This window comes from Tychonema sp. LEGE 07196 (assembly GCF_963890365.1).
Lineage (GTDB): Bacteria > Cyanobacteriota > Cyanobacteriia > Cyanobacteriales > Microcoleaceae > Microcoleus.
In genome coordinates this window covers 22,265-43,485 of record NZ_CAWPRX010000152.1, presented here as the reverse complement: position 1 = coordinate 43,485, position 21,221 = coordinate 22,265, and the positions used below count along the sequence as shown (strand labels likewise).

The 21,221-nt window shown below is 45.0% G+C and carries 31 protein-coding genes; 15 read left to right on the top strand and 16 right to left on the bottom strand.

Annotated features, from left to right (window positions below; all coding sequences use genetic code 11):
- Positions 1–333 precede the first annotated feature (333 nt).
- The gene (locus tag AACV78_RS17735) at positions 334–1,284 is read left to right on the top strand and encodes a F0F1 ATP synthase subunit gamma (RefSeq protein WP_194009258.1); all 951 of its coding nucleotides are present in this window, start codon (positions 334–336) and stop codon (positions 1,282–1,284) included.
- Positions 1,285–1,446: 162 nt separating this feature from the next.
- Here the strand turns inward: AACV78_RS17735 and AACV78_RS17730 are convergent, their stop codons facing one another.
- The 4 genes from AACV78_RS17730 to AACV78_RS17715 are packed head-to-tail and all read right to left on the bottom strand — an operon-like array spanning position 1,447 to position 2,534.
- Complete coding sequence (locus AACV78_RS17730) at positions 1,447–1,743, bottom strand: DUF2442 domain-containing protein (protein ID WP_194009259.1); 297 nt, start codon at positions 1,741–1,743, stop codon at positions 1,447–1,449.
- Between the two features lie 46 nt (positions 1,744–1,789).
- A complete protein-coding gene (locus AACV78_RS17725) occupies positions 1,790–2,002 on the bottom strand; it encodes a helix-turn-helix domain-containing protein (RefSeq protein WP_106149042.1) in 213 nt (70 codons plus the stop codon).
- 55 nt (positions 2,003–2,057) lie between these two features.
- Positions 2,058–2,270, bottom strand: coding sequence for a helix-turn-helix domain-containing protein (locus AACV78_RS17720; protein ID WP_194009260.1), 213 nt, complete (start codon positions 2,268–2,270; stop codon positions 2,058–2,060).
- A gap of 51 nt (positions 2,271–2,321) precedes the next feature.
- Complete coding sequence (locus AACV78_RS17715; protein ID WP_194009261.1) at positions 2,322–2,534, bottom strand: helix-turn-helix domain-containing protein; 213 nt, start codon at positions 2,532–2,534, stop codon at positions 2,322–2,324.
- Between the two features lie 210 nt (positions 2,535–2,744).
- Here AACV78_RS17715 and AACV78_RS17710 point away from each other — a divergent pair, with 210 nt between their 5' ends.
- From AACV78_RS17710 to AACV78_RS17660, 11 genes are all read left to right on the top strand, one after another.
- Complete coding sequence (locus tag AACV78_RS17710; RefSeq protein WP_194009262.1) at positions 2,745–3,188, top strand: hypothetical protein; 444 nt, start codon at positions 2,745–2,747, stop codon at positions 3,186–3,188.
- Positions 3,189–3,754: 566 nt separating this feature from the next.
- Positions 3,755–4,138, top strand: coding sequence for a hypothetical protein (locus tag AACV78_RS17705; protein ID WP_194009263.1), 384 nt, complete (start codon positions 3,755–3,757; stop codon positions 4,136–4,138).
- 181 nt (positions 4,139–4,319) lie between these two features.
- Positions 4,320–4,817, top strand: coding sequence for a DUF29 domain-containing protein (locus tag AACV78_RS17700; protein WP_194009264.1), 498 nt, complete (start codon positions 4,320–4,322; stop codon positions 4,815–4,817).
- A 74-nt stretch (positions 4,818–4,891) separates the two neighbouring features.
- The gene (locus AACV78_RS17695) at positions 4,892–5,431 is read left to right on the top strand and encodes a Uma2 family endonuclease (protein ID WP_194009265.1); all 540 of its coding nucleotides are present in this window, start codon (positions 4,892–4,894) and stop codon (positions 5,429–5,431) included.
- Positions 5,432–5,574: 143 nt separating this feature from the next.
- Positions 5,575–6,750: a YcjF family protein gene (locus AACV78_RS17690; protein WP_194009266.1), complete on the top strand. Its 1,176-nt coding sequence runs from the start codon at positions 5,575–5,577 to the stop codon at positions 6,748–6,750.
- A 54-nt stretch (positions 6,751–6,804) separates the two neighbouring features.
- Complete coding sequence (locus AACV78_RS17685) at positions 6,805–6,984, top strand: hypothetical protein (protein WP_194009304.1); 180 nt, start codon at positions 6,805–6,807, stop codon at positions 6,982–6,984.
- A 160-nt stretch (positions 6,985–7,144) separates the two neighbouring features.
- Positions 7,145–7,678, top strand: a complete 534-nt coding sequence (locus AACV78_RS17680; protein WP_370528832.1) for a Uma2 family endonuclease — start codon at positions 7,145–7,147, stop codon at positions 7,676–7,678.
- Between the two features lie 272 nt (positions 7,679–7,950).
- Positions 7,951–8,268 (top strand): 2Fe-2S iron-sulfur cluster-binding protein, encoded by a 318-nt coding sequence (locus tag AACV78_RS17675; RefSeq protein ID WP_194009268.1) that lies wholly within the window; start codon positions 7,951–7,953, stop codon positions 8,266–8,268.
- A 57-nt stretch (positions 8,269–8,325) separates the two neighbouring features.
- A complete protein-coding gene (locus AACV78_RS17670; RefSeq protein ID WP_194009299.1) occupies positions 8,326–8,517 on the top strand; it encodes a hypothetical protein in 192 nt (63 codons plus the stop codon).
- Positions 8,514–9,581, top strand: a complete 1,068-nt coding sequence (locus tag AACV78_RS17665; RefSeq protein WP_194009269.1) for a DUF3326 domain-containing protein — start codon at positions 8,514–8,516, stop codon at positions 9,579–9,581. The genes AACV78_RS17670 and AACV78_RS17665 overlap by 4 nt, the downstream gene beginning before the upstream one ends.
- A gap of 46 nt (positions 9,582–9,627) precedes the next feature.
- Complete coding sequence (locus AACV78_RS17660; protein WP_194009270.1) at positions 9,628–10,221, top strand: CPBP family intramembrane glutamic endopeptidase; 594 nt, start codon at positions 9,628–9,630, stop codon at positions 10,219–10,221.
- 175 nt (positions 10,222–10,396) lie between these two features.
- On the opposite strand, the gene AACV78_RS17655 is transcribed toward AACV78_RS17660, so the two are convergent.
- From AACV78_RS17655 to radA, 8 genes are all read right to left on the bottom strand, one after another.
- Positions 10,397–10,813, bottom strand: a complete 417-nt coding sequence (locus AACV78_RS17655) for a TIGR02588 family protein (protein WP_194009271.1) — start codon at positions 10,811–10,813, stop codon at positions 10,397–10,399.
- Positions 10,810–11,664: a TIGR02587 family membrane protein gene (locus AACV78_RS17650; RefSeq protein ID WP_194009272.1), complete on the bottom strand. Its 855-nt coding sequence runs from the start codon at positions 11,662–11,664 to the stop codon at positions 10,810–10,812. Before AACV78_RS17650 ends, AACV78_RS17655 begins: the two co-directional genes overlap by 4 nt.
- Before the next feature lie 35 nt (positions 11,665–11,699).
- Positions 11,700–11,999: a type II toxin-antitoxin system PemK/MazF family toxin gene (locus AACV78_RS17645; RefSeq protein WP_339383704.1), complete on the bottom strand. Its 300-nt coding sequence runs from the start codon at positions 11,997–11,999 to the stop codon at positions 11,700–11,702.
- A gap of 33 nt (positions 12,000–12,032) precedes the next feature.
- Positions 12,033–12,266 carry a hypothetical protein gene (locus tag AACV78_RS17640; protein WP_194009301.1) on the bottom strand — a complete coding sequence of 78 codons (234 nt, stop codon included), beginning with the start codon at positions 12,264–12,266 and terminating at the stop codon, positions 12,033–12,035.
- Between the two features lie 42 nt (positions 12,267–12,308).
- Positions 12,309–12,548 carry a DUF2283 domain-containing protein gene (locus tag AACV78_RS17635; protein WP_194009273.1) on the bottom strand — a complete coding sequence of 80 codons (240 nt, stop codon included), beginning with the start codon at positions 12,546–12,548 and terminating at the stop codon, positions 12,309–12,311.
- A 306-nt stretch (positions 12,549–12,854) separates the two neighbouring features.
- Complete coding sequence (locus tag AACV78_RS17630) at positions 12,855–13,241, bottom strand: type II toxin-antitoxin system VapC family toxin (RefSeq protein WP_194009274.1); 387 nt, start codon at positions 13,239–13,241, stop codon at positions 12,855–12,857.
- A complete protein-coding gene (locus AACV78_RS17625; RefSeq protein ID WP_228042321.1) occupies positions 13,238–13,507 on the bottom strand; it encodes a type II toxin-antitoxin system Phd/YefM family antitoxin in 270 nt (89 codons plus the stop codon). Before AACV78_RS17625 ends, AACV78_RS17630 begins: the two co-directional genes overlap by 4 nt.
- Before the next feature lie 12 nt (positions 13,508–13,519).
- Positions 13,520–15,076, bottom strand: a complete 1,557-nt coding sequence (radA, locus tag AACV78_RS17620) for a DNA repair protein RadA (RefSeq protein ID WP_194009275.1) — start codon at positions 15,074–15,076, stop codon at positions 13,520–13,522.
- Between the two features lie 164 nt (positions 15,077–15,240).
- Between radA and rpaB the strand changes: the two genes are divergently transcribed.
- The 3 genes from rpaB to AACV78_RS17605 all read left to right on the top strand — a co-directional run bounded on the left by rpaB (position 15,241) and on the right by AACV78_RS17605 (position 16,923).
- Complete coding sequence (rpaB, locus tag AACV78_RS17615) at positions 15,241–15,972, top strand: response regulator transcription factor RpaB (RefSeq protein WP_194009302.1); 732 nt, start codon at positions 15,241–15,243, stop codon at positions 15,970–15,972.
- Positions 15,965–16,192 (top strand): hypothetical protein, encoded by a 228-nt coding sequence (locus tag AACV78_RS17610; RefSeq protein ID WP_194009276.1) that lies wholly within the window; start codon positions 15,965–15,967, stop codon positions 16,190–16,192. Before rpaB ends, AACV78_RS17610 begins: the two co-directional genes overlap by 8 nt.
- Positions 16,193–16,272: 80 nt before the next feature.
- Positions 16,273–16,923 carry a cofactor assembly of complex C subunit B gene (locus AACV78_RS17605; RefSeq protein ID WP_194009277.1) on the top strand — a complete coding sequence of 217 codons (651 nt, stop codon included), beginning with the start codon at positions 16,273–16,275 and terminating at the stop codon, positions 16,921–16,923.
- Positions 16,924–17,126: 203 nt separating this feature from the next.
- Here the strand turns inward: AACV78_RS17605 and hpsJ-A are convergent, their stop codons facing one another.
- From hpsJ-A to rfbB, 4 genes are all read right to left on the bottom strand, one after another.
- On the bottom strand, positions 17,127–17,804 hold the full coding sequence (gene hpsJ-A / locus AACV78_RS17600) for an HpsJ-like protein, cyanoexosortase A-associated (protein WP_194009278.1): 678 nt from the start codon (positions 17,802–17,804) through the stop codon (positions 17,127–17,129).
- A 214-nt stretch (positions 17,805–18,018) separates the two neighbouring features.
- Positions 18,019–18,687: a cyanoexosortase A system-associated protein gene (locus tag AACV78_RS17595; protein WP_194009279.1), complete on the bottom strand. Its 669-nt coding sequence runs from the start codon at positions 18,685–18,687 to the stop codon at positions 18,019–18,021.
- The gene (gene crtA, locus AACV78_RS17590) at positions 18,687–19,538 is read right to left on the bottom strand and encodes a cyanoexosortase A (RefSeq protein WP_194009280.1); all 852 of its coding nucleotides are present in this window, start codon (positions 19,536–19,538) and stop codon (positions 18,687–18,689) included. Before crtA ends, AACV78_RS17595 begins: the two co-directional genes overlap by 1 nt.
- Positions 19,539–19,764: 226 nt before the next feature.
- A complete protein-coding gene (rfbB, locus tag AACV78_RS17585; protein ID WP_194009281.1) occupies positions 19,765–20,874 on the bottom strand; it encodes a dTDP-glucose 4,6-dehydratase in 1,110 nt (369 codons plus the stop codon).
- Positions 20,875–21,221 lie beyond the last annotated feature (347 nt).

Below are 21,221 nucleotides of genomic sequence, written 5' to 3'. Positions count from 1 at the left end.
TCATCAGTCATTAGTCATTAGTTAAGTTTCGATCCCCCCTAGCCCCCCTTAAGAAGGGGGGAACTGGAAGAAGTCAAAGCCCCCTTTCTTAAGGGGGAACTGGAAGCAGTCAAAGTCCCCCTTTTTAAGGAGGAACTATAAGCAGTCAAAGTCCCCCTTTTTAAGGGGGATTTAGGGGGATCGAAACTTGGCTGCAACCCTAATTTAAACTTAGTTTTAGCCTGATAGTTGACTCCAATGCGTAATGCCGTGTCTCTACCTTAGCTAAATTTAAAAACTGATGGCTGGGAACTAAGAACTCAGAAATAAAAGCTAAGGAAAAAGGAGAAAGTTATGGCAAATCTAAAAACTATTCGCGATCGCATTAAGTCGGTCAAGAACACTAAAAAGATTACAGAAGCGATGCGTTTGGTGGCTGCTGCTAAGGTGCGCCGGGCTCAAGAACAGGTGACTGCTACTCGACCTTTTGCCGATCGCCTCGCAGAGGTATTGTACGGTTTGGCGGAACGGTTGCAGTTTGACACCCAGGATTTACCGCTGCTGCAAAAACGCGAAGTCAAAACAGTTGGAATCTTGGTAGTTTCGGGCGATCGGGGTTTGTGCGGCGGCTACAACAGCAACATCATCAGATACGCCGAAAATCGCGCTAAGGAAATCAAAGCTGAAGGCTTAGACTACAAATACGTATTGGTAGGACGCAAAGCTACTCAGTATTTCCAGCGCCGCGAACAGCCGATAGACGCTACTTACACTAACTTAGAACAAATTCCGACAGCACCGGAAGCAGCGCTAATTGCTGACCAATTGCTGTCTCTGTTCCTGTCGGGAACTGTGGACAGAGTTGAACTAATTTACACCAAGTTTGTGTCGCTAATTAGTTCGCGTCCGGTAATCCAAACCTTGTTACCCCTCGACCCCCAAGGTTTGGAAAGTTCCGATGATGAAATCTTCCGCTTGACAACGAAAGGCGGACAGTTTCAAGTATCGCGGGAGAAGGTTGCTGCATCTACAAAGAGTTTGCCGGCCGACATGATTTTCGAGCAAGATCCGGCGCAAATTCTGGAGGCACTTTTGCCTTTGTATTTGAACAACCAATTGCTGCGGGCTTTGCAAGAATCTGCAGCTAGCGAGTTGGCTGCGCGGATGACGGCGATGAATAATGCTAGTGAGAATGCTAGCGATTTGATCCGCAGTTTGACGCTGACTTATAACAAGGCGCGGCAGGCGGCAATTACCCAGGAAATCCTGGAAGTTTCCGGCGGTGCTGAGGCTTTGAACGGCTAAGTTAGGGTTGACAATTTGTTGATTTTATGCTATGCGTCTGGGGGAACTCAGGCGCTTTTTTTTGGAGTGATACTTTCTATAATTCGGCGGTTGAAACCGCTTCTTGTCAAACGAAGTCCGCGCAACGCGAGACTAAGAAGGAGATTGAAGGCGGATTTGGTATTAGAGTATTTTTGCGCGTTCTTCTAACCACGGCTGAAATGACTTCTGACTTTCTCCAGATGGTTTACTGAGAATAATATTTTTGATGCTAATGTCTTCGTCAATATCAGGCCAGTGGATTCGATCATTTCCACCAATAAATCGCCAATTATTGCGTTCGTTTGGTGTGCTGTGCAATAGCCGAGGATACCAAGCTAAAGGTACAGAAATAGTACGACCATCGGATAGATCGACTGTTAGCGCGTCGTCTGTAACAACTACGTTTTGTGCTTGGGGGATTTGTAGCAATTCAACCATTACTGATGTCAAAAGCTTACTTCTCTATATTAGCTTGGGCGATCGCTCACTCCTGCACAATTTCCACCAAGTCTTCAATCATTACATCAAAGGTGCGGGCCAATTTGTGTATAGAAATAAAGTCAATGGTTGACACTCCCGGACAGCGGGCGTAGTGTCTGACGGTGCTGTAAATTACTCCCGATCGCTCTGAAACCTCTTTTAGCGTCCAACCTTTCTCAGCGGCGAATTCTCTAACTTTTAGTCTGACTAAACCCATACTTGACAAATGATGGTGTACCATCATTAAATATTTGATCCCAAAAGGCGATCGGCTACTCTTTCACAACCTCAACCAAATCTTCCACCATCACGTCAAAAGTACGTGCCAGCTTCAGCAGACAAGTAAAATCAACCATCGCCATTCCCGGAGAACGCGAATAGGTGCTGAGTGTGCTGTAAATGACTCCCGATCGCTCCGAAACCTCTTTGATCGTCCAGCCTTTCTCAGCAGCAAATTCTTTAACCCGCAATCTAATTAAACCCATTGACAAAATACTAGATTTAGTTTTTAATAAAAATATCGTAACAGCGATCGCCTAATCTTCCACAATCTCATACAAATCTTCGACCATCACATCAAAAGTCCTCGCCAACTTGTGCAAGGCTGTCACGTCAACTGTTGCTAATCCGGGCGATCGGGCATAGGTTCTCAGCGTACTGTAGACTACGCCCGATCGCTCTGAAACTTCTTTTAGCGTCCAGCCCTTCTCGGCAGCGAATTCTCGCACGCGCAACTTAATTAATCCCATAACCTCTTGACACTTGACTAATATAAGTCATGCAATTATAATGTAAAAAGCGATCGCCCCCAGGTCTGGAAAACTAAAAGACGATCGCCTATCAAAGTTCAAATCCCACATAAGGGACTTATCTATCCAAAGCAGGAAACTTATCAACTAAATTCCCAAACAACCAAGGATATTAACCATCCAGGATATTAACCATCGAGGATATCAACCATGTTAGCAAGCTTTCGACCAAAATCAACCCCCAGACACAGATTGAGCCGGTTCGTTACCAAAGAGGCGATCGCCCGCCTGCTCAAAATCAAGGTAGAACAAATATATCGCTTCGAGTGCTGGGCGCATATCCTGTACGTGCACGCCCAAGGGATGAGTCGGTTTGTGAGTTATGCCGACTTTCCGCCAGTGGTGGGAGTAGAATCGCCCTCTGGTTTAGATTTTGGTTACTGGAAGCGCCGGATGGCGAGTCAGAAACAGAGACACGCGCCGAATTTTTGGGTGGATTTCTATGCGGAGAAATTTCATAAAGCTGTTTCTGTTGCTGAATTGTTCGAGTGGGGGAAAATGGTGGGATTGATTAAATTGATGTTAAGTCGAATAGCTGTGGAGTCGCTGCGAAAAATTTACGCCCAAGAGAAATCTCTGCTGGAACATTTTTAAATTATGACTTACACACGGGTGATTAGAAACCGGGTTTTTTTGCGAAAATACGGCATCCCAGCCCTTAACTAAGTGAAAAACCCGGTTTCTTTGCTGTGCGTAACTCTCATAAATCCGATCTCTGCCACAAATATTCAAAAATTGGTTCAAGCTCGACTGCAACAGTTATAATTTCTCCATGCGTTTCCCTCTCTATCTCTTGTTAAGCCCATGAGTAACCTTTCAAACATCCCAGGCGATCGCGGGAATTACTGGTTAAGTCAGCTCAGTCTGCGGTTATGCGTTTGGTGGGGTTCCCGCCGTCAGAGTCGAAGCAGGCTTTGATTGAGTTGGCTGATTATGTTTTTAGTCAACTTTATTAGGTGCGATTTAACAACTCGATTAGACGAGGGGGACAAGCTAGGGATATAAATTATAGATGCTAGGGAATCTGGGTTGATAGAGGCTGAGGCTGAACGAGGTTTGCAAAGGGCGAAAAATATTACACGCCGAAAAATTGATAGCGTCCGAATAATTGGCGATATCTATGACATCACTTTTACTGAGTTTCAATAAAGTAGGTTTTTATGTCTCGCACACTAGATATTTTTGTAGACTTTCCCCAGAAAATCGAACATTTAATCAAAGAATTAGAGTTGATACTGGCTCTAAATTTAGAGTTAGTTTCTGATGGTACTGATAACTGGTATCAGTTTCGTAACTCAACAATCACTCTTACAGTAGGAAAGCATGATTTTGAAAACGATCGAGATATCAAATTTGAAGAATACCCTTATAACCTATCAATCAGAGCGCTGAATATCTCGAATCAACTTGATAGGCAAAAGTGGCGTGATGATTTTGCTAGTTATGTTTTTCAAAAGTTGAAAGCTACAGAAAGCTATCGTTTAATGCTGGTGGATGACCTACAAGTGAAGTTAGAGGAGTTTGCGCCATTGGTGAAGGTTTGATCGAACATCATAATAGGCTTAGATGAAACAGGAAATTTAAAAGTAGTTTTCCATAGCTTTTAACAAACCGATCGCACTTCTTGCATAATTCGGCTCATTTGGACCCGTAAAGCTAACTTCAGCGATAAATTATCGAATATGTTACACTTATGTCTAGAGAAGAGAAAGGGAGTCAAACAAAATGACAACTATTCAATCAATAACAAATGGAATAACATCCCTTTACGAACAGGATTTTTATCTGTGGTTACAGGCAACTATCAACTTATTAAAAGAGGGAAAGTTTTCTGAAATAGATTTAGAGAACTTACTAGAGGAACTGGAAAGTATGGGGAGAAGCGATAAAAATGCTTTAAAAAGTAATTTGAGGATACTTTTAATGCACTTGCTTAAGTATAAATGTCAGCCAGAAAAAAGAACAAATAGTTGGGTTTACAGCATTCGTGAACATCGTAAACGCATCCGAGATACCTTCAAAACCAGTCCGAGTTTATATCGTTTTTTTGAAGAGATATTTAATGAATCTTATCAAGATGCTAGGGAATTAGCCGCAGATGAAACAGGTTTATCTATTCAGATATTTCCCCCAGAGTCTCCCTTTACTGAAGAAGAAGTTCTTAATCCTGATTTTTTACCGCCTGAGTGCGATCGATCTGAAAATTCTGAAAATATTGAATAATTGAATCAGATATCCTTCTCTGTACCGATCTGTCATAATAGGATCGGCGAATATGCAAAAGCGAAAAAATAACTATGGTCGCTGCTACTGTCGCACAGAAGCATTTTACTCTAGAAGAGTTCACGGCTAATCCCCTCGACCAAATCGAATGGGTGGATGGAAAACTGGTTGAGAAAGATGGAGTCACAGTCAAGCATGGTAAAATTCAATCAAGCCTGGGTTGTGCTTGGGCAAATTACAGAACTTTAAGCAAAAATGGAGGTGAACTTTATATTTCACCACCTTGTCGCACTAGCCGACAAATTCGCCGGCCCGATGTCGCTTATCTCACACCCGAATTAGTTGCACAATATGGCAACCTTGCCACTTTACCCCAAAGTTTTCCCCTAATTGCCGAAATAGTTTCACCCACCGATATCGCTGAAGATGTCTTTTTCAAAGCACAGGAATATTTAGCATCTAGCTGTCAAGAAGTCTGGCTAGTTTTTCCAGAAAGTCGTTTAATATTCGTGATAACTCAAGATAGAATGCTGACATTTAGAGCCGGCGATACTGCCACCACCCAACAAATCCTCAGCGGTTTCAGCATCGAGGTCGATCGACTGTTAGCTTAAACATCAAACTAAATTGCTACAATATCTTTAAGACTCCCCCAGTCTCGCGTTGTGCGGACTTCGTTTGTAGAGCCTCCGAATTCTCTTCGGTGGTGTTTGAAATCCAGATTTAATCTCCCATCCTTCTCGGAGCGCAAACCGCCATGTCAGACGACTTTTCCCTAGACGACCTTTTAAACAAAAGTTACGACGCTTTCAAAGAAGCAGAAAACCAGGTGGGACAGTGCAATGTTTTAGTCATCGGCAAAACCGGAGTCGGCAAAAGTACCCTGATCAATTCTGTGTTTCGCCAGCGGTTGGCAGAAACCGGAGTGGGCCGCCCCGTCACTCACGGTATTCGCCAATACACAAAACCGAATTGCCCGATCGCAGTTTACGACACTCCCGGACTCGAACTCAACGCCGAACAAATTAAAATTATTCAATTAAACGTTGCTAAACTGATTGAAGACCAAAGACTCCTGCACCCCAAAGAACACATTCACGTCATCTGGTACTGCATCAATCACAACGCCAATAGAATAGAATCAGTCGAGGAAAACTGGCTGAAAGAAATGGAAGTCAAAGATGTACCAGTGATTTTAGTGCTCACTCAAACTACATCGAAAAAGCCCAGCGAGTTTTTCAAGCAACTGGAACACATTAATTTGCCAGTCAGTCAAATTATCCCGGTAATGGCTGAACCGGAAGAAATAGATGAAGATTATACAGTAAAATCTCACGGTTTAGACAAGTTGGTGGATGCAACTTTTCAACTGCTGCCTGCAGTAGCTCAAAAAGCTTTTGTGAAAGAACAAATTGCCAATGTTTCGCTGAAATCTGACATGGCATTTAAGTATGTAACTGGTTATGTAGCCGGTTCTGCAATTGTCGGTGCGACTCCTGTACCGTTTGCTGATGCGCCGATTTTGATGGCGATGCAAACGGCAATGATTGCTAATATTACTGTGATTTTTGGAATGCCCTTTGACAAGGGGTTTGTTTCGGCGATGCTGTCTGCGATTAGCGGGGCTGGCGGGGTTACTGCTGTTGGCCGAAGTATTGTGACTAATTTGATTAAAATGATTCCCGGTGCTGGTACTGTTGTCGGCGGTGCTATTTCCGGTGCAACGGCGGCAACTCTCACCCTTGCCCTCGGTTTGGCTTACATTGAAGTGCTTAAAACTTACATGAAAGCTCAAATTAATGGGGAACAAATTTCTTTGCAGCAGTTGACAAAGATGTTTGTAGATTTGTACAAGGATTATGCTGCCTCGGGGCGCAAAACTTTGAAGGATGATGTGCCGAAGCCGCCGCCGAATCAAATTGATATTGAGTAGATTGGGAATTGGGAATTAGGGAATTGGGCTCTAGCGTTGCGGAGGGATTGGGAATTGGGCTCTAGCGTTGCGGAGGGATTGGGAATTGGGCATTGGGAATTGGGCTCTAGCGTTGCGGAGGGATTGGGAATTGGGCATCTTGCCCTGAGCGAAGTCGAAGGGTGGGCATTGGGAATTGGGAATTGGGCTCTAGCGTTGCGGAGGGATTGGGAATTGGTTAGTTTCAATTACTAATTACCCATTTTTTATTGCCAATTACCAATTAACAATTAACAATTAACAATTAACAATTGCCAATTAACAATTAACAATTAACAATTAACAATTAACAATTCCTAAAGATGTCTATAATACAATTAGTAAATTCTGCAATAAGGAGTAAATGGTTGTGGTAATGACACCCGTTTTATCAGACAATGTTTCTCTAGAAGACTTTATAGCTAATCCCCCGGACGATATGGAATGGGTGGACGGGCAAATTGCAGAGAAAAATGGTATGACAGTAAAACACAGTAGAATCCAATCTAGACTAGATCGTTCTTGGGGAAATTACAAAGATTCTAGCGGACAAGGTGGCGAAGTCTATACGGAAGTTCCTTGTCGCACTGACAGGCGAGTGCGTCGTCCTGATGTTGCTTATTTGACGGCTGAACTTGTTGCTGAATATGGCGATGTTCCTACTTTTCCTCAAAGTCCGCTGTTAGTTGCGGAAATTGTTTCTCCTACTGATGTGGCGGAAGATGTTTTTCTGAAAGCACAAGAGTATTTAGATTCTGGTTGTTTGGAAGTTTGGATTGTTTTTCCTGAGAGTCGCTGGATAATGATTGTGATTCAATCTCAAAAGTTAGCTTTTAACTTGGGTTCTACAATCAGCACTCAGTTGGTTTTACCGGGTTTTAGTGTTGCTGTTGATGAGTTGTTGGGTTGATGGCAAATATTGGTTAATTAGTTATATTTAACTGCTTTCTGGCAGAGTTCGCCGGTGCTGTTTGCGATTGTTTGTGAAAAAATGCTTGACAAAATGCCGTAGCTTGCGGGGCTGGACGCGATCGCACTGCAAGTTAAGTTAATGAAAGTTATTGGCAATAAACAGTGTAGTTTTAAATTTGCACAAAATCGCCGACAGCGGTAATATACTTATTGCTTCGTTTGCAAATTTAGCGTAAATTCCGATCGAGAATTAAAACGATTAATAGAAATATGTCCAAGATTTACACTGTTGAATTGATCCACCAAGGCACTACCCATACCGTACAAGTGCCGGAAAACAAACAAATTCTGCAGACGGCGGCCGCTGCGGGTATTGAGTTGCCGAGTTCTTGCAATGCGGGGGTTTGTACTACCTGCGCTGCAAAAATTATTGAAGGAGAAGTCGAACAAAGCGATGGGATGGGCGTGAGTCTGGAACTTCAGGCGGAAGGTTATGTATTGCTGTGCGTTGCTTATCCGAGATCCAACTTGAAGATAGAAACAGAAAAAGAAGATATTGTGTACGCTCGGCAGTTTGGCAAACCATAGAAATAAACTAAAATTGACATAAATATCGATCGCGGTAAACCTATTATGGATCGCCCTATGACCACCCATTTCATTTCCGCAGAAGTTGACCTCCACGATACCGCCGAAGAACTGCACTCGGCGATTGAAATTGAACTGCAAAAGCACGGCGAACCGCTGCGCTGGGCTGTCACAGATGTGGATGTCGATCGGCAAAAGGCTGTGATAGAAGGCTACGTGCTCGTGGAATCATCCCCCGTAGCAGCGTGAACTCCCCCCCTTTAACAGTGGTTTTGATAGTCCCCACAGGGGTTGGAGCCTCGATTGGTGGCTTTGCAGGAGATGCGCTGCCGGTGGCTAGGGCGATCGCCCAAGTTTCAGATACGCTGATTACTCACCCCAACGTCCTCAACGGCGCTCAACTTTATTGGCCGATACCTAACGCTCTCTACGTGGAAGGTTACGCCCTTGACAAGTTTGCAGCAGGATGCTGGGGGTTGCAACCAGTACATCAAAATCGCATCGGCTTAATCCTAGATTCCGCGATCGAACCAGAGTTGCAGTTGCGGCACTTGCAAGCCGTTGACGCTGCTAGGGCCACATTAGGTTTGAACGTAAGTGATTGTATTTTGACCGATCGCCCCCTGGAAGTAGAATTGCGTATTTCAGAATCAGGGGCATCCTGGGGGACGATCGGCAATCCCGACAGTTTATTGCGCGCCGCCGAAAAATTGATCCGACAAGCAAAAGTCGAGGCGATCGCCGTTGTGGCGAGATTTCCCGACGATGAAGGCAGCATCGCCCTCGAAAACTACCGCCGCGGCAAAGGAGTTGACCCCCTCGCCGGCGCGGAAGCTGTCATCAGCCACCTGATCGTCAGAACTTTTAAAATTCCCTGCGCCCACGCCCCGGCGCTGTCTGCGCTTCCCCTCGATCCGCAGCTTTCCCCGCGATCGGCTGCTGAGGAAATCGGGTATACTTTTTTACCTTGCGTGCTTGCCGGCCTGGGCAAAGCTCCCCAATTTGTCGGGCCAGAAAGCGCTCTAGGGAGTCAATTATCGATTACTGCCGATCGAGTCGATGCGGTGGTGATACCCGCCACAGCCTGCGGCGGCAGTGCTATCCTGAGTTTGAGCGGGCGATCGTCGGTACAAATTATCGCTGTGGGCGACAACAAAACCCAGATGCAGGCGACTCCAGAAAAACTCGGAATCAAAGCTTTGCAGGTAAACTCATATTTAGAGGCGATCGGAGTGTTGGTCGCTTTACGAGCCGGCATCAGTCCAGCTTCCTTGGGTACAGACATCTCCTCCCTGCGTTGTTTGTCTGACTAAACTAAACAAATCTAAAATCTCAAACCTCAAATATAAAAGTGATTAAGTGGCAGAAAAAATTCCCGAAAATCCTGAAATTGAACCCTTGACGCGCACCCAAGTTTTAGTAGCAATGGGTGTAACAGCCATTATGTTGCTGGCGGTAGCTAAAGTGTGGTTGCTATTTGGATCGGTATCGCTTTTGCCAGTCAAATTGAACGTAATGGATTTGCTCGCAGGATGTGCGATCGGATTGGCAATTACAGGCGGTAGCGCGATCGTTTATCGCCTTTGGCCCGGTTATCGCCGGAGTGCTGACGTTTACTTAGAAGTAGTGCTCAAACCCCTATTTTGGCCGGATTTAATTTGGCTGGGACTGCTACCGGGACTGAGCGAAGAATTGTTATTTCGAGGCGTGATGCTTTCTGCCTTGGGAATGAATTTTACTGGTTTAATTTTATCAAGTTTTTGCTTCGGCATTCTGCACTTAGGAGGCACGGATCAATGGCCTTATGCTGTTTGGGCGACGGCGGTGGGATTGCTGTTAGGTTACAGTGTTTTAGTGACTGGGAATTTGTTAGTGCCAATTACGGCTCATATCTGTACAAATTTGATTTCTAGCTGTGTTTGGAAGTGGGAAAATAATCAAGTGAAGCAGTAGGGCGATCGCACTTCCAAAGCGGCGATTGAAATCGCGCCTGCGCGGAATATAGCAATAAATGCCAACGCGCCAGGTTTTTTTTTAGATTGAACGAACCGCGAAGACGCTAAGGGCGCGAAGGAAGAGGAAGAGTTCACAGAGGTGAAAAGGTTTTAACCGCCGATTTTTATCTGTGTTAAGGCAGTTTGTAGCTGCTCGATCGCACCATCAATTCACCTTGACTGGGGTTGCGGCTGAAAATAAAAGCTCCTTCTTGAGTTTCGCCGCTTGACAAAAAGTCAATTTGTTGGTCGCCGGATTCCAACACTTCACCGTTGACTCGCAGTTCCGCAATAATTTGCACTGATTCAGCCGTTTCGCCGCCCGTGTTAGTCACTGTAAACGGCACGTAAAATTGCCCTTGGGTTTCGCGAATTGGTGCATTGCGAGTGACAGAAATCACCGGAGGTTTCTGTTCTTTAGTCGCCCAGTTGTAGAGTACGAGTCCGGTGAGGCCAGAAAGGATGAAACAGGCGATCGCAAATGTCACCCATTCAGCAGGATTTCTTTTTTGTTGCTGTTCGCGATCGCTTTCTGTATTGTTTTCACTCATACCGTTAACCTCCCCGCAGCGCCGCCAATTGTCGCCGGCAATCCCAATACTAACGTATAGCTCAACCAAATCGACCACGGATCGTCAAAGTTGAGTTTTTGGAAGAAAAATAGCATAAATGCAGAAGCCGCCAGCGACACTAAATACGCCATTACAGTTTCGCTGAGGGGACGCTGAAAAATCCCTTGTTGTTGTTGGCGCTTTTCTTGATAAGTAAAGCCTGCTACAAATACAATACCGTAGGAAATTAGCAGCGAAGCGGCGATAATTGCTAATTGCCAAGGCGGCGAAATAGCTGCCGCTAACATGGGAACTTCGTCGGTTGGGGCGATGTTGAAAGCAACGATCGTAGCGCCGATTAAAGTAGCGCCGATATCTGCTACAGTTGGATTAATTGTAGGTTCGCTGTCGCCGTCTGAGCTTTGATAGCGATCGCCGCTCAAGAAACCCCTTGCTAGTGCCACTCCCAAAGCAAACGGTAAGCCTTCAAAGATGATTTTCCCCAAATTTTCTTGCAGCGGAGTCTCCAGCCTAATTTCCCTGAGCAAAAACAGGATCGCAGCGGCGCAGACAATCCCAATTGCGATCGCTTCTACGGTATCCATTGCAGCATCTCGCCAGCGGATGTCCCTAGTTTTGCGAAAACCTTCAGTACGAATCAGCAAGAAAACGGCGATAAAAGTAGTTGCAATGGCGATCGAAATGTCGATCGGTTTACTGTGCGAACCAATCCACCAAACCTCCATCGTATAAAGCAGGGGAATTCCGAACAAAAAGCCCCCCGATGCACCTCGAATAATGTCGTTGAGTTCATTTGACCACTGATTTTTACGTCTTTTTGACTTGTTCATGTTGGGGTGAAAAAGCTTGCGAGCTTGTATGTTCATCAAAGAAAAGACCAGATTTGTTTGACTCTATCTCGCACTTGCGCCAAATCATCTGGGGTTAATATTCCCAGTCTCCTTTCCACTAAACTTTTTTGTAATGTGTTCAGTTTATGTAAGCGAACCACTGAAGGTCGCTTTAATCCTGCTTGTTGCCATTGCTGAATTTCGACATCAAAGGTTGTACGAGGGATTTGACTGGTTATTTTAGCAACGATCGTGTCTTCATCTCCCGTGTCCAACAGTATCAAACCTGGACGGCGTTTAGTTTCGGTTGTACCTGCAAAGATGAATGCGACTATAACTAATTCTCCAAACTGATAATTAGTCAGAGCTCACTCCTCATCGTAAATTGCGTCTGCTTCGCTGAAATCGGCAAAGAATTGTTGGGCGGCAAGACGATGCCAATCTGTTTTTTCCTCTACTTCATCGGGTTCGGAGTTTGTTGGTTCTTGCACCAAAACAATAACTCTGACTTCTTGGTTAGCTGTCAAGTATTTTAAGATAGTATCGGGAAATTCTATTTTCCCTTCATCTGTGACTTTTGCTGGAAACTCGTAAGCTTTCATGGTATATTTTAATCTGTATTTTATATCGATATATGAAGGCATTTATAGTGCCAGTTGAATCTCTGCTGATTTTCCCAAAGCTTCGTTGACAACAATCAGTTTTTCTTGACTGTCTGCCCCTAATTGTTGATGGGCATTGAGTAATTCAATTCCATAAATAGTACCGTTTGGGGCAATATCTACATTCATTTGATCGCTAACCTGGATAGTTTCTACCTGTGCGGTTTTTTCTTGCAGGTATATATAAGCTACGTTGTATCTCGGATCGTAAGTCAGTTTCACGGGAACCTCCTGCTCCAAAGAATTTGACAATTACAGTGAGAATTATCCAGTCTTCGCCTTCTGACGCTGCGATCCTGCACTTCCTTCATAGCATAAACTTTTCCCTGCCACTCAGCATTGAAGGAAAAGTTGCGCCTAAATCCAGTTCTGCCAAACCCGGCCGGAAAAGTTGTACCACTTTCTACAGTAGCAATTACTTCTGCCTCAGTTGCACCTCACTCAATCGTGCTTGAGCATGGGGATGTAATCTAACGCTCACGTTGCTATTACCTCCTTTTTGCCTCTTTATTTTTATACTAACTTAATTCACCAAAGCCGCGCGATCGCATAAGCATCAAAAATAGCATCAACGCTCAAAACCGGTATCTGTTCCGACATTGATTGAGCAATTATCAGCCTGTCAAATGGAGCGCGGTGATGCAAAGGCAGTGAAGCCACAACCTCAATGTGGTTGAGATTAATCTCCAGTAGCCCGATATTGCTAACACTGAGTTGATGTTCCACAAACTCCATAAAAGGCAGACTAAAGTTTAGCCTGCCTATGCTGTGCTTAATTGCCATTTCCCAGATGCTAGCTATACTGACTAGCTTCTCGTTATTTTCATCTTCAATTAGCAGTTTGACATTGGCGCTAAGTCTAGGGTTGTCCGTGACATACCAAATAAAAGTATGAGTGTCCAACAACAACCTCATTCCATGTACTCCTTAAATTCTTCTAGCGGTTCGTCAAAATCATCAGACATCCAAACCATGCCTTTAGCACTCCCAGCTTTGGATGGCCACCGCTTCTTATTAGCTGGCGGTATCCCTACCAATTTTACAACAGGCTGGTTATCTTTACTAATGGCAACTTCTTCACCTCTCATCGCCGCTTCAATTAATTCAAGCAGTTTTTCTTTTGCCTCAATAATGTCTACTTGATACATAATTTTTGCCTCCTTAATCTCAATTGACAACATCACTATTCTAACTCAATTCGATAAATCTTCTTCCTCCAAATCAAGAGACGGCAACTCCATATCATCAGACTGCAACTGAGCCGGAGTAGCCGGAATTGCGGCAATAATTGCATCGATTACTCTCGCCACCGGAATAATTTCCATCCCCAAATCTGGCACCGGTTGATTCTTCGGAACGATCGCCCTTTTGAACCCCAACTTAGCCGCCTCCCTCAGTCGCAATTCTAACTGAGAAACCGGCCGCACCTGTCCTCCCAAACCAACTTCCCCCAGCAAAACTGTGCGCGCATCAATTACCCGATCGCGAAAACTGGCCACAACCGCGATCGCAACTGCCAAATCCGACGCCGGTTCCTCCACCTTCAACCCGCCCACCGAAGCTACAATAGTATCCAATTTAGACAAAGGAATCCCCACCCTTTTCTCCAAAACAGCTAAAATTTGCTGCAATCTACTATTATCAACACCCGTAGTAGAGCGGCGCGGCGAACCAAAACTCGCAGGACTGACTAACGCTTGAATTTCTACTAAAATCGGTCGAGTTCCTTCGCAAGCAACCGTCGTAGAAGTACCGGGAGAAAATTCATCCTTATTACCTAAAAATAACTCCGACGGATTGTCTACTTCTCGCAAACCCTCTGCTACCATTTCAAAAACACCGATTTCGTGAGTCGCCCCAAAACGGTTTTTCATCGATCGCAAAAGTCGGTGAGAAGCAAAGCGATCGCCCTCAAAATAAAGTACAGTATCTACCAAATGTTCCAACACCCTCGGCCCCGCCAAACCTCCATCCTTAGTAACGTGACCGACAATAAATAAAGTAATATTTTCCCTCTTCGCCACCTGCATCAAAGCCGACGTACATTCCCGCACCTGAGCCACCGAACCCGGAGCCGATGTTAAACTAGCAAAATAAATAGTTTGGATGCTGTCAATCACCGCCACATTCGGTTTGAGCGATTCCAACTCCCGCAAAACTACTTCTAAATCCGTCTCGGGAAGCAAGTAGAAATTCTCCGCTGACTTGTCCTCGAAATCCGCTTTAGCTTCCCCGTTGCTGCCGGATTTATGTCCGCCGTTGCTTGACAAATCAACGGGATTAGCTACACCCAAACGCTGCGATCGCAATTTCACCTGTTGGCCAGACTCCTCCGCACTGACATACAGTACCCGATCCTTGCGCGCCAACATATTCGCCACCTGTAAAAGCAGCGTTGATTTCCCGATACCTGGTTCCCCGCCAATCAACACCAGGGAACCCGGAACAATCCCGCCTCCCAAAACTCGATCGAGCTCCCCGTAACCAGAAGGCCAGCGAGACTGAGTTTGGTCAGCAATCTGCGATAATCTAAAAGATGCTCTCGGTTGACCCTTCGACTTATCAGGAGGCGAACCGCCCACCGTCTTAGTTGTCACCCCAGTTAAACCAGCCCGCGAGCCACCAGCAGTAGGTTGTTCCAACTGCTCGTCAAAAGAATCCCACTTGTGACAGCTAGGACACCTGCCAAAATATTGTGGTGAATCATACCCGCATTCCCGACAAATATATTGTATTCGAGGCTTAGCCATTGTTTATGATGATAAATAGTCACCCTAACATTTAGAAAAATCTGAGTTAAAGCAATTATAAAGCTTTCAGATCGATCGCCACCAATGATTCAATCTGTAGCTTCTATGATAGGGTACAAAAAATTAACATTATCTGAAATGTAACTTAAGGAGTGCTCGGTAAATTGGAAAACCATAAAGAAAAAATTCTGGTAGTCGATGACGAAGCCAGTATCCGGCGCATTCTGGAGACTCGCCTTTCGATGATTGGCTACGATGTCGTCACCGCTGCTGACGGCGAAGAAGCTCTCGAAACATTTCGCAACAGCGAACCAGACTTAGTGGTTTTGGACGTGATGATGCCGAAGCTAGACGGTTACGGCGTCTGTCAGGAGTTGCGTAAAGAATCAGACGTACCCATCATCATGCTAACCGCTTTGGGAGACGTAGCCGATCGCATCACCGGTTTAGAATTAGGCGCAGACGATTACGTCGTCAAACCTTTCTCTCCCAAAGAACTAGAAGCCCGCATCCGTTCGGTACTGCGGAGAGTTGACAAAAACGGCACCTCGGGAATTCCCAGCTCTGGAGTCATTCAAGTCACGAATATTAGGATTGATACCAACAAGCGCCAAGTTTACAAAGGCGACGAGCGAATTCGGCTCACAGGCATGGAATTCAGCCTGTTAGAGCTGCTAGTGAGCCGTTCTGGAGAGCCTTTTTCGCGATCGGAAATTTTGCAGGAAGTTTGGGGATACACGCCAGAACGCCACGTAGATACCCGCGTAGTGGATGTTCACATCTCCCGGCTCCGAGCAAAGTTGGAAGACGACCCCAGCAATCCCGAATTAATTTTAACGGCGCGGGGAACGGGTTATTTGTTCCAGCGAATTGTTGAACCTGGAGAAGTTGGGTAAAGTTAGTTGGCAGTTGGCAGTTGGCAGTTGGCAGTTGGCAGGAAAGCACTTGGCAGTTGGCAGGAAAGCACTTGGCAGTTGGCAGTTGGCAGGAAAGCACTTGGCAGTTGGCAGGAAAGCACTTGGCAGGAAAGAAGTAGTTATTAGTCAACAGTCAACAGTCAACAGTCAACAGTCAACAGTCAACAGTCAACAATTTCCAACAACAAATAACAAATAACAAATAACAAATAACCAATAACCAATAACCAATAACCAATAACCAATAACCAATAACAAATAACCAATAACAAATAACTAATGACTAAATCCGATCCAAATAAAGTTTTGCGGCAATTGCCCTTAGTTGCAGGAGGATTGTCAGGTACGCTGCTGATGGTAAACCGCTTACTAACAGAGCAGATTACAGACTCTCAAGCTCGATCGGACGCTTTGGGAGTAATTATCAGCGCCCTGCTGATTTTAACAGGCTTGCTGTGGCAGCAGGTGCAAGCGCGATCGCCCGATTCGGTACAGCTAATCGGCTCTGAAGGCTTCGAGTTTGCGCCGGATTTACCCGATGCCGTCAAGCTAGAATTAGCCTGGGCGTCGCGTTTGCTGTTGACAAATACCGCCACAAGGGCGATCGTCATTGTGTATCGAGGAAAAGTTTTATTGCGGCGCGGCATTTTAGGCATCAATCCCGAAGTCAAACCGGGCCCAATATTGCAGCGAGCGATCGACAAAAACAAACCAGTTTATTTAGTAAAGCTCGATATTTATCCCGGCAAAATCGAATTCGACTATTTGCCAGAAAATACTCAAGGAGTCATTTGTCAGCCGATCGGCAGTCAAGGCGTTTTAATCTTAGGTGCCAACGCGCCCCGCAGCTATACAAAACAAGACGAAAACTGGGTAGAAGGCATTGCCGAAAAACTAGAAAATACGATCGCTCAGCACCTAAGTTCTTAACTTTGTAGCTGGATACTCATATATCGTATTCCAGGTTTATGAAGTACACACTCCTAACCGGGTTTCTTTACAGTTCTCGCCGGATAACTGATTCTGTTCTGTGAAACCCGGTTTCTCGCTCTCTACATCTACATGGAATATGCTGTATAAGTTCGTAAGGTGCGCGTCGGCACACCTTACATCTAACTCAAAACTCAAAACTACTACCGAGCCCAATCAGTGCCGCGCCATATCGTAAAAAACAAAACACTAGAAATCAGTGCACCCAGCAGCCACTTAACAGCATTTTTAAATAACCCCAAGCGCTGACTTGACTGAACCGTGGCGCTTTGTGTCTTCAACCGTTCCTTAGCCGGAGTAATTCTTGAAAGAATTTGGCTTTTTAATTCCTGCGGGTTTTGCGTATCCGCTGGTACCCCCAAACGGGTAAGTTCCCCCGCCAAATTCCTTAAATCTTCAGGAGTGCCCTTGTTCAGCCGTTCTTCCACTTGCTGCAACTGAGCTAATTGTTGATCTGCTTGAGTAGTAATTTGCTTGCTGTTTTGGTTGTTGACGTAGATAGTGCCAAAAATTCCCAAAGGCAACATCAACAGAAAAAGCAGCGCCAACAGCAAAGAAACCCAAGACAAAAGCTTTAACAAAGGGTCTTCAAAACGCCTGCGATCGTAATCTTCCCCAAAAAATATCAGCGCCATAGCCAGCAGCGGAACTGGTACCCGTTCCACTACAGCGCCAATCGTCTGCAATTCCCAGACGCGATTGCCGAAGTTTGCTGGTATCAAAACTGCGATCGTATCTAATAAAGACAAAATTAATAAACCGTAGCCAATCCAACGCAGCCTGTAAATAGAAAAACCTTGTTCGCCTTGTATGTCATTCATAAAATCCTCACTGTTGTTGTTAACAAAAAAATCTATCTCTCCGTTAAAAACGGATACAAGCTACATATTGAAGTCGTCGAATCTCCAAATTTTAGACCAAAGTTAGAGTTCCCAGATTCATCAAGTCGAGTAAATCTAAAATCTAAAACTTGTTCGCTAGCGACTTGTGAGCCAGCGTAGCCGAAGCAAGTCGAAGAATCTAAAATCGACTTACTTAAGGTTCGGGAAATCGTGGCTGCCACCACCCATACCAAGAAACCCAAGCATTCTCTAGGATTTTTTTGGCATCTTCTGGAGTTGTTTTATCCAAAGGCATAGACATCTGAGTCCACAAACAGCGCTTGTCTTGAATATTTCCCCTACCCAACAGCCAAAACAAAATGCGGTTCGGCTGCAAATCGCTAGTATTTCGATTGTATCTAAACTGTTGGGAAGTTACTGTAGGACTGCCGCGAGGATTGATACAGGAACTCAAATACAGTCGATTTTGCTGTTGCAAAATTCCGTGAAACCCGGCAGCTTGAGTGCTTGCTAATGCTAGTTTACCAGGAGACGACTTGAGAATAGTATGTCCCTTCATCATACCTTCCACGTCCCCAATGGTATTCACCAAATAGCGCATCTCTATTTCTAGATCCTTGCTATTTTTTTGATATTGATACTTTCGGGCAGCCTTGACTTGTGAAGTATCGGTGATTTCCAGCGGCGCGCTCTTGATTAGTTTCCACTCTGCTAAAGGCACAGAGTCGGGAAAATTAAACTGGGTTACTAGACTATTGCCTGTTGATGGATAGAATGTCAACTTTCCGGCCACTAATAAAACTCCTGCCAAGGTAACAGCCAAAAGAGAAATTCTCATTGGTTTCCAAGAGGTAATAGCCATTAGCAATTTTGTTGTTTATTATTTGGCGGTTCCGATTGCAAGATTGCAAACCAGCAGAATAGCCCGAAAAAGAATACAGAAATCATCGAAAAGACTACCGATCCACTACCTTCGTGCCAGTATTTAAATGCTTCTGGTTGAGATAGCGATACCAGCACTGCCAGGAGAGCAATCCGCGCGGCATTCACGACAAATGCAATAAGTATTGCTACGATTGGGACTACAATTTTCTGTCCCCTAGTTGTCGGAAACATCAGCAAGAAAACTAGGGATAGTCCTAGTAGTTGTAGCATGGCATTCACGCCAGAACAGCCGTGATAGACTTCGACGCTGCCCTTTTCTAGGATGAGAAAAACTCCTTTCCGTATAACTTCAAATCCTAGATAGTGCAGGATGAAAGCTGAAAATTTGGCTGTTAGTAGGGCTACGTCAACAAATACTCCGATCGCGCCGGGAGGAATAATAACATAGGCAAGTATTAGCAGTTCTTGCCAATATTGTTTCAGTCCTTTTGTGCCGGAAGCTAGCAAAGCCAGACTGATTCCAGATAAGAAAGGGGCAACTCTGATAAACAAGTCGTAGCCCGATATGGAGGAAGTTTTGAGCAAAGTGAAGGCAATTAACGATGCTCCCAAAAAGCTGGCGAAAACTCCGCTTTCAAAAGTTAGGGATTCGTGTTTTTCCCAAATCAGAAATACCACGACTCCCCAAAACATTAACATTGTGCCGAAGAGGTCTGTGTCGTTTGTTCTGGCAGCCAGAGTCAGTTGCAAGGCAATCAAGCCGGCGGCTATGCCTAACAGCCAATATTTAGGTTCTTGGATTTGTTTGATCCAGTTGATTTCTATCATTGCTGCTTTTTGTTTTTTACTAAAAGCTTATAAAATGCTCGAGCAGGTAACTCTATAGAAATTATCAGCCACAAACACTGAAATTTATGCGTTTGGGATGAATGTTAACTAAATCTTCACAATAATTGACAAGAGTGAATGTTTGTGATATTAGTTTTCATCTAATTAAATCAGAAGAATTTGTAGGGTGCGGAATTCGCACCTTACCCGAATTAGCAATTACCAATTACTGATGAGCGTAAATTTTTTGGTAATAAGTTTGATATTCCTCCGAAAGCAGGGGTTCCCACCACTCGCGATGGGCTAAGTACCATTCTACGGTCTGCCGCAGGCCTTCTTCAACTGTTACTGAGGGAGTCCAACCTAGTTCTGTTTCTATTTTGCTGGCATCAATAGCGTAACGCCGATCGTGCCCGGCTCTGTCTTTGACAAACGAGATCAGTTGTTCGCAAGGGCGCGCGGGCAAATCTTCGGCTAATTCGTCCATTAGCTGGCAGAGCATTTTGACTAAATCGAGATTTTTTACCTCGTTGTTGCCGCCAACATTGTAGGTTTCTCCTGGTTGGCCGCGGTGGATAACGGCATCTAAGGCGCGGCAGTGGTCGAGGACATACAGCCAATCTCGGACGTTTTGACCGTCGCCGTATACTGGCAGGGGTTTGCCGAGTAGCATATTGATGCACATTAATGGAATCAGCTTTTCGGGGAAGTGATAGGGGCCGTAATTGTTGGAACAGTTGGTGATGATTGTGGGGAGGCCGTAGGTGTGGAAATAGGCACGGGCGAGGTGGTCGCTGCCGGCTTTGGAGGCTGAGTAGGGGCTGTTGGGGGAGTAGGCGGTGGTTTCGGTAAATGCTGGGTCGTCGGGGCCGAGACTGCCGTAAACTTCGTCGGTGGAAACGTGGAGGAAGCGCATTTGTGCTTTGAGAGACGAGTCGTCTGTTGCTTCAAAGTGCTTGCGGAAGGCTTCTAGGAGTGTGAAGGTTCCGACGACGTTGGTTTGAACGAAGGCTGCTGGCCCGATAATTGATCTGTCAACGTGGGATTCTGCGGCAAAGTGGGCGACTATGTTGATGTTTTCTTGTTTGAGCAAGCTATCGACTAGGGCTCGATCGCAAATATCCCCCTGCACAAACCGAAAATTTTCTCCTCCTTCCAAGGTTGCTAGGGTTTCTCTGTTGCCGGCGTAGGTTAAAGCGTCGAGTACGATTACTCGATCGCCCGGATAGCTGCTGCACCAGTGATGCACAAAATTCGAGCCGATAAATCCAGCCCCGCCCGTCACCAACAATCGATGAGGTTCTCGCTCAATGCGTTGATTCCCAATGTTTGTCATAAAAATAAAAGTTTTTCCAATAACTAAGTCTTTTTAAAAGTAGCCTTAAATGTAGTTTGTCATCAAGTGTTTGTCGCTCTGCGATCGAATTTTCTGTTGTCGGACTTCAGATTTTCTGATTTTGGGGCGCTGAAATATTGATTCAACACACTTAAATTTCTATCGATGATTTTGAGCGTAACGCTTACATAACAAGGTTTTTATTGTTTATTTTTGGTAATCTAAAATTATATTTGCGATCGGGCGATCGCGGATATTTGCGATCGATCTGTGATTTGCGCGGCGATCGCCTGTCGATCTAGTTGATCTATTTGTAAAGAGCTGTTACCATTTATTTTTTAATGATC

Bases quoted from the DNA above. Each gene is read 5' to 3' on its own strand.
- AACV78_RS17735 (WP_194009258.1), top strand. From the start codon at position 334: ATGGCAAATCTAAAAACTATTCGCGATCGCATTAAGTCGGTCAAGAAC.
- AACV78_RS17730 (WP_194009259.1), bottom strand. From the start codon at position 1,743: ATGGTTGAATTGCTACAAATCCCCCAAGCACAAAACGTAGTTGTTACA.
- AACV78_RS17725 (WP_106149042.1), bottom strand. From the start codon at position 2,002: ATGGGTTTAGTCAGACTAAAAGTTAGAGAATTCGCCGCTGAGAAAGGT.
- AACV78_RS17720 (WP_194009260.1), bottom strand. From the start codon at position 2,270: ATGGGTTTAATTAGATTGCGGGTTAAAGAATTTGCTGCTGAGAAAGGC.
- AACV78_RS17715 (WP_194009261.1), bottom strand. From the start codon at position 2,534: ATGGGATTAATTAAGTTGCGCGTGCGAGAATTCGCTGCCGAGAAGGGC.
- AACV78_RS17710 (WP_194009262.1), top strand. From the start codon at position 2,745: ATGTTAGCAAGCTTTCGACCAAAATCAACCCCCAGACACAGATTGAGC.
- AACV78_RS17705 (WP_194009263.1), top strand. From the start codon at position 3,755: ATGTCTCGCACACTAGATATTTTTGTAGACTTTCCCCAGAAAATCGAA.
- AACV78_RS17700 (WP_194009264.1), top strand. From the start codon at position 4,320: ATGACAACTATTCAATCAATAACAAATGGAATAACATCCCTTTACGAA.
- AACV78_RS17695 (WP_194009265.1), top strand. From the start codon at position 4,892: ATGGTCGCTGCTACTGTCGCACAGAAGCATTTTACTCTAGAAGAGTTC.
- AACV78_RS17690 (WP_194009266.1), top strand. From the start codon at position 5,575: ATGTCAGACGACTTTTCCCTAGACGACCTTTTAAACAAAAGTTACGAC.
- AACV78_RS17680 (WP_370528832.1), top strand. From the start codon at position 7,145: ATGACACCCGTTTTATCAGACAATGTTTCTCTAGAAGACTTTATAGCT.
- AACV78_RS17675 (WP_194009268.1), top strand. From the start codon at position 7,951: ATGTCCAAGATTTACACTGTTGAATTGATCCACCAAGGCACTACCCAT.
- AACV78_RS17670 (WP_194009299.1), top strand. From the start codon at position 8,326: ATGACCACCCATTTCATTTCCGCAGAAGTTGACCTCCACGATACCGCC.
- AACV78_RS17655 (WP_194009271.1), bottom strand. From the start codon at position 10,813: ATGAGTGAAAACAATACAGAAAGCGATCGCGAACAGCAACAAAAAAGA.
- AACV78_RS17650 (WP_194009272.1), bottom strand. From the start codon at position 11,664: ATGAACAAGTCAAAAAGACGTAAAAATCAGTGGTCAAATGAACTCAAC.
- AACV78_RS17640 (WP_194009301.1), bottom strand. From the start codon at position 12,266: ATGAAAGCTTACGAGTTTCCAGCAAAAGTCACAGATGAAGGGAAAATA.
- AACV78_RS17630 (WP_194009274.1), bottom strand. From the start codon at position 13,241: ATGAGGTTGTTGTTGGACACTCATACTTTTATTTGGTATGTCACGGAC.
- AACV78_RS17625 (WP_228042321.1), bottom strand. From the start codon at position 13,507: ATGTTGTCAATTGAGATTAAGGAGGCAAAAATTATGTATCAAGTAGAC.
- radA (WP_194009275.1), bottom strand. From the start codon at position 15,076: ATGGCTAAGCCTCGAATACAATATATTTGTCGGGAATGCGGGTATGAT.
- AACV78_RS17605 (WP_194009277.1), top strand. From the start codon at position 16,273: ATGACTAAATCCGATCCAAATAAAGTTTTGCGGCAATTGCCCTTAGTT.
- hpsJ-A (WP_194009278.1), bottom strand. From the start codon at position 17,804: ATGAATGACATACAAGGCGAACAAGGTTTTTCTATTTACAGGCTGCGT.
- AACV78_RS17595 (WP_194009279.1), bottom strand. From the start codon at position 18,687: ATGGCTATTACCTCTTGGAAACCAATGAGAATTTCTCTTTTGGCTGTT.
- crtA (WP_194009280.1), bottom strand. From the start codon at position 19,538: ATGATAGAAATCAACTGGATCAAACAAATCCAAGAACCTAAATATTGG.
- rfbB (WP_194009281.1), bottom strand. From the start codon at position 20,874: ATGACAAACATTGGGAATCAACGCATTGAGCGAGAACCTCATCGATTG.